Genomic DNA, 5315 nt, shown 5'->3' with positions numbered 1-5315 from the left:
CGAGCGCGCGGTGTCCGCGGCCCGCCGGGTCAGCGGCCACTGGGCGCGCTGCCACGCGTGCCAGCGCGGCAGGTCCTCGGAGCGCCAGAAGAGGGGCGCGTCGGTCATGCCCACCACCCCTGGGCCATGGCCGCCCGGTGCGCGAACGTGTGCTCCGCGTGCGACCGGCGGCGGCCGGCCCCCCGGATGCGCGCTCCCCAGGCGGGGTCCGCGACGACCCGGCGGCCCAGCTCGATGAGGTGGTCCGCGTCCTCGAAGGCGAGCACCTCCTCGTCCGGGACGTAGAACTCGGCCACGTCGGCCCGATCGACCAGCTGGAGACCGCCCATGCCGGGCACCTCGAAGGTCCGCATCGCATGGCCGGCCTGCAGGCCGTGGATGTTGATGGCGCCCGCGGCGGCCGCCTGCACGGCGTACGCCTCCTCGAGGGGGATGTCCCGTTCGGCCGGCAGGTCCGGCCGGGTCAGCTCCCACGTGCGCAGGCGGTCCACCGGGTGGTGGCTCCACTGACGCCCGTAGGCGCGCACCGGCACCCCGGCCGCGGCCAGGCGCGAGAGCAGCTCCACGCGGTTCGGGTAGCGCGAGCCCACGAAGACCAGTTCGTCACGCCGCGGCACCTGGGGCAGCGCCATCGCCGGGTCGAAACCATTGGGCATGTAGTGGGCGTCCACGCCCTCGCCGGCCAGCAGCTCGGCCTCGGAGCGGGCGTAGCTGAGCACCGGCCCGACGGAGCGCAGGAACTCCATCGAGTAGTCGTGCCGCGCGAGGTCGTCGTACAGCCAGAGCATGCGGGGCAGGCCCGCATCGAGGATCTCGGACCAGAAGGCCTCGCCCAGCGAGTCCCCCTTGATGACGAGCACGCGGTCCGGCCGGGCCTCACGCAGCGCGGCCACGGCCCGCCCGGTGTCCCAGGCGACCCGCGCGGCCGTGCGGTCCACGCCCGCCTTCTGCGGCAGCTCGAGCAGCCCCTTGTTCCGCAGCTTCATGCCGAGCGTGGCGTAGGCGTCGTAGCAGTGCACCGTGACGTCGAAGCCCTGGGCAGCCCACGCCGCCGCGATGGAGCGGTGATAGCCGTGGAACGCCGGCGAGACCAGGAACAGCCGTTCCGGTGAGCGGCCGCCCCGCGCGTCGGGCGGCGCCGGCACGGTGTAGCCGGTGGCGCTCATCGGCGCCGCCCCTTCCAGACCAGCGCGTGCTCGTCCCGGAGCACGGCGCGGGCGTCCACGTCCACACCCCGGGCCTGCCGGAGCGCGTTCACGGCGAAGTTCGCCCCGGTGGCCGCGGTGAGCGCGGCCTTGAGGACCCGGGGGTGACCGAACTTCCGGGCGTAGCGGTACCGGGAGTCCACCAGCCAGCCGCGCCGGCGCAGCGGATCCGAGGAGCCGTGCAGCCCGTGCGGCACACGGACGGCCGGCACCACGATCGACGGCACACCGTGCTCGCGCAGGCGGCGCTGCAGATCGACCTCCTCGGAGTTCATGAAGTACTCCTCGTCGAACCCGCCGACGGCGCGGACCTGCGCCATCGGCAGGAGCAGCACGGCGCCCATCACCCAGTCGACCGCCACGGGCGAGACGGACCGGGCCGCCGCGACGTCGTGCCCCACGGCCTCGTGGAGCACGTCCAGGTGGCGGAAGCGGGCCAGCGGGGTCAGCCACTCGACGGTCTGGTGCAGGACCGTGGGGAAGTGCCGCCCGGACCACTGCGGCGTGCCGTCCTCGTTGACGACCTGCGGGCTGACCACGGCCGGCTGGTACGGAGCGGCCGCAACCACCAGCGCGTCGATCTGCGCCCCCGTGATCTCGGCGTCCGAGTTGAGGACCAGGGCCAGCTCGGTGGTGACCGCGGCCAGGCCGGTGTTCACGTTCGCCCCGAAGCCGCCGTTGCGCTCGCGGCGCACCACGGTCAGACGCGGATCGTGCGCCTCGGGGTACGGGGTGGGCGAGGCGTCGTCCGAGACCACGACGGCGGCCAGCGCGTCTCCGGGATCGGTCAGCAGGCGGTCGACGAGGGCGAGGGTGGGGGCCGGATCGCCGTAGTGCGGGATCACCACGGTCACCGCCGCCGTGGGCGACTGGGCTGCCATGCGGGCTCCTCCCTCAGCTCGGATGGAGGGCGCACCCAGCGCCCGAGAACCTGTGACGAGTATAGAGAGCGTCTGGCGAGGACCCGTGTCGTCCGGTGGGGCGGCCTCGTGGCCGTCGACACGGTGCTCGGTACACTGACCGGACAACCACGGGATGGAAGGGGTGAGCCATGCCCGGCACCCAGGGGGAGGACGAAGCCACGCGCGAGACGACCGCGTTGCGCATCGGCGCCGGACTCGATGCTGTGACGGTCAGCGGCCTCACGGGAGACGAGCGGGCGGAGGTCATCGAGTCCTGGGCCCGATGCGGTGTGGAGGCCGTGGAGCCGCCGGCCCGCGCGGATGCGCACCGCGACGCCGACCCCGCGCGTCCGTGGCTCCAGTGGCACGAGGACCTGGTGTTCCTGGCGACCTCGCAGGCGATCGAGTCCGCCCGCGGCACCCACCTGATGTTCCATGCCGCGTGCCTCGCCGCACCGGACACCGGGGAGGCGATCGTCCTGGTGGCGGCGTCCGGGACGGGCAAGACGACGGCCACGCGCCGGCTGGGACCCCATTTCGCCTACCTCACCGACGAGACGGCGATCATCGCACCAGACGGCCTGACCGTCACGCCCTACCCCAAACCGCTGTCCCTGCTGGGGTCACGGGGGGTGCGCCCGAAGACCCAGCGAGGCCCGGACGACCTCGGTCTCGGTCCGACCCTCCCCGACGCCCGGCTGGCCCGGATCGCCGTGCTGGACCGCGTGCGGGATCCGGCAGGCCCGGTGACGCCGCGAGCGGAGGCCATAGAACTCGTGGCCGCGCTCGCGGCGCTCGTCCCCCAGACCTCCTCCCTCTCCCTGCTCCCCCGCGGCCTCGTGACGCTCTGCCGCGTCCTCGACGCGGTCGGCGGCGCCCAACGCCTGGTCTACGCCGAAGCCGAGGACCTGCGGGGCGTCGTCGACGGCCTCCTGGCGGCCCCGCCCACGCCCGTCACCCCCGCCTGGGAGGCACTCACCGAGGAAGAGCTCTCGGCCTCCGTCGGAGTGGCAACCCCGGGCGCGGTGTCCCGCTGCGCCGTCGACGACGGCATCCTGACCGACCACGGCCGCCTGGTCCTGCTCGCCTCGGACCGCCTGGTCGTGCTCGAAGGTCTGGGCCCGTCCGTCTGGCTCCTGCTGGACGAGCCGCGGACGGCCGCCGACGTGGTGGCCTGCCTCCGCGCCGAAGGACCCGTGCCCGAGGACGCCGAGGCCCGGGTGCGGGAGGCGATGGACGCCCTGGTCACCGCGGAACTGGCCAGGACCGGCTGAACCGGCCCGGCCCGGAGGCGGCCGGCGCCCAGGACGCCCCGCCCCCTCAGGAGATCAGTGTCCGCCCCAGTGCGTGGGCGGCCAGACGGTCACGAAGACCTCGCCCACGATGTCCTCGCGGGTGACGAAGCGGGCGCAGTCCCCGGCCTGGTCGGCGGGGATGCCGCGGCACGCGATCACGGAGTCGGCCGAGTTCGAACGGTGGTCGCCGAGCACGAGCATCGAGTCGTCCGGCACGGTGACCGGGCCGAAGCAGCGCGCGGACATCACCTCGGACTCGCAGTCCAGCTCGTCCCGGATGAACGGCAGGTCGTTGTGGATGTATGGCTCGTCCACGGGCTCCCCGTCCACCGTCACCGCGCCCTCGGCGGTGCAGCACTCCACGGTCTGCCCCGCGGTGCCGACCACGCGCTTGACCAACGCCTGCTCGTGCGAGCGGCCGATGCCGGTGAGGTCGCCGAACGTGCGGACGGCGTTCTCCACGGCCCCCTCCGGTGGCATGGGGTGCGCCCAGTCCTCGTTGGCCGTGAAGACCACCACGTCCTGGGAGTCGGCCATCCCGTCCGGGTAGGCGGTGCGGTTGACCAGCATGCGGTCCCCCACCTCGAGGGTGTTCTCCATCGAGCCGGACGGCACCGAGTACACCTTCACCCACAGGGCCTGCACCACGGCGACGACCGCGATGGCCACCACCACGTTCAGCAGCAGGGAGGCCCAGAACGGCAGGCGCGGACGGTGAGGCTGCGGCGCGGCGACCGCGCCGCCGTGGTCCCCGTGGGCCGGCTCGACGCGCTCGGCCATGGTCAGGCGACGCCGTCGAAGAGGCTGGTGACCGAGCCGTCCTCGAAGACCTCGCGGATCGCGCGGGCGATCAGCGGGGCGATCGAGAGCACGGTGAGGGTCTCGAAGCGCTTCTCCTCCGGGATGGGCAGGGTGTTGGTCACCACGACCTCACGGGCGCCGCACTCGCCGAGACGCTGGGCGGCCGGGTCCGAGAACACCGCGTGCGTGGCGGCGATGATGACGTCCTTCGCGCCGGCGTCCTTGAGGATCTGCACGGCGCCGGCGATGGTGCCGCCGGTGTCGATCATGTCGTCGATCAGCACGCAGACGCGGCCCTCGACGTCCCCGACCACGGTCTTGGACTCGGCCTTGTTCGGAACGGTGAGGTCCCGGCTCTTGTGCACGAAGCCCAGCGGCACGCCGCCCAGGCGGTCCGCCCACTGCTCGGCCACGCGCACGCGACCGGTGTCCGGGGAGACCACCGTGACCTCCTCGCCCTCCACGCTGGAGCGGATGTGGTCCGCCAGCAGCGGGATGGCGAACAGGTGGTCCACCGGGCCGTCGAAGAAGCCCTGGATCTGGGCGGTGTGCAGGTCCACGCTCATCACACGGGAGGCGCCGGCGGTCCTGTACAGGTCCGCGACGAGACGGGCCGAGATCGGCTCGCGGCCGCGGCCCTTCTTGTCCTGGCGAGCGTACGGGTAGAACGGCGAGACCACCGTGATGCGGCGGGCGGAGGCGCGCTTCATGGAGTCCACCATGATCAGCTGCTCCATGAGGTGGTTGTTCAGCGGCGCCGGGTGCGACTGGATGATGAACACGTCCTTGCCACGCACCGACTCGCCCGAGCGCACGTAGATCTCGCCGTTGGCGAAGTCGTAGGCGCTCATGGGGAGCAACTCGGTGCCCAGCTCCTCGGCGATCTCCTGCGCGAGCTCGGGGTGGGCGCGGCCCGTGGCCAGCACCAGTCGCTTGTCCTCGCTGCGGCTCAGCTCCGTCATGACGTCCTCAACATCCTTCGTGGTTGCACGTTCCATGCCCGGCGGCGGCGCGCGGCCGACGTCCAGCGGGCCGCCTGAAGGGCCCGGTCCTCGCACCCATCCTAGGGCGCGCGGGGTCAGCCCTGAGCGCCGGAGCCCTCCGCGCCGGCG

5 protein-coding genes are annotated in these 5315 nt (G+C 73.2%); 1 reads left to right on the top strand and 4 read right to left on the bottom strand.

Going from position 1 to position 5315, the window contains the following annotated elements:
• Positions 1-104 precede the first annotated feature (104 nt).
• The gene (locus HMPREF3105_RS11755; RefSeq protein ID WP_083325344.1) at positions 105-1166 is read right to left on the bottom strand and encodes a CgeB family protein; all 1062 of its coding nucleotides are present in this window, start codon (positions 1164-1166) and stop codon (positions 105-107) included.
• Positions 1163-2086 (bottom strand): glycosyltransferase family 2 protein, encoded by a 924-nt coding sequence (locus HMPREF3105_RS11750; protein ID WP_070709777.1) that lies wholly within the window; start codon positions 2084-2086, stop codon positions 1163-1165. The genes HMPREF3105_RS11755 and HMPREF3105_RS11750 overlap by 4 nt, the downstream gene beginning before the upstream one ends.
• Before the next feature lie 170 nt (positions 2087-2256).
• Here HMPREF3105_RS11750 and HMPREF3105_RS11745 point away from each other — a divergent pair, with 170 nt between their 5' ends.
• Positions 2257-3381: a PqqD family peptide modification chaperone gene (locus HMPREF3105_RS11745; RefSeq protein WP_070709774.1), complete on the top strand. Its 1125-nt coding sequence runs from the start codon at positions 2257-2259 to the stop codon at positions 3379-3381.
• A 54-nt stretch (positions 3382-3435) separates the two neighbouring features.
• Here the strand turns inward: HMPREF3105_RS11745 and lepB are convergent, their stop codons facing one another.
• Both lepB and HMPREF3105_RS11735 read right to left on the bottom strand, forming a co-directional pair.
• Positions 3436-4182, bottom strand: a complete 747-nt coding sequence (gene lepB, locus HMPREF3105_RS11740; RefSeq protein ID WP_070709771.1) for a signal peptidase I — start codon at positions 4180-4182, stop codon at positions 3436-3438.
• Positions 4183-4184: 2 nt separating this feature from the next.
• A complete protein-coding gene (locus HMPREF3105_RS11735) occupies positions 4185-5165 on the bottom strand; it encodes a ribose-phosphate diphosphokinase (RefSeq protein ID WP_070709768.1) in 981 nt (326 codons plus the stop codon).
• Positions 5166-5315: the final 150 nt, after the last annotated feature.

Source organism: Micrococcus sp. HMSC31B01, assembly GCF_001816085.1.
Taxonomy (GTDB): Bacteria; Actinomycetota; Actinomycetes; order Actinomycetales; family Micrococcaceae; genus Micrococcus; species Micrococcus luteus.
This window is presented reverse-complemented; position numbering and strand designations above follow the sequence as displayed.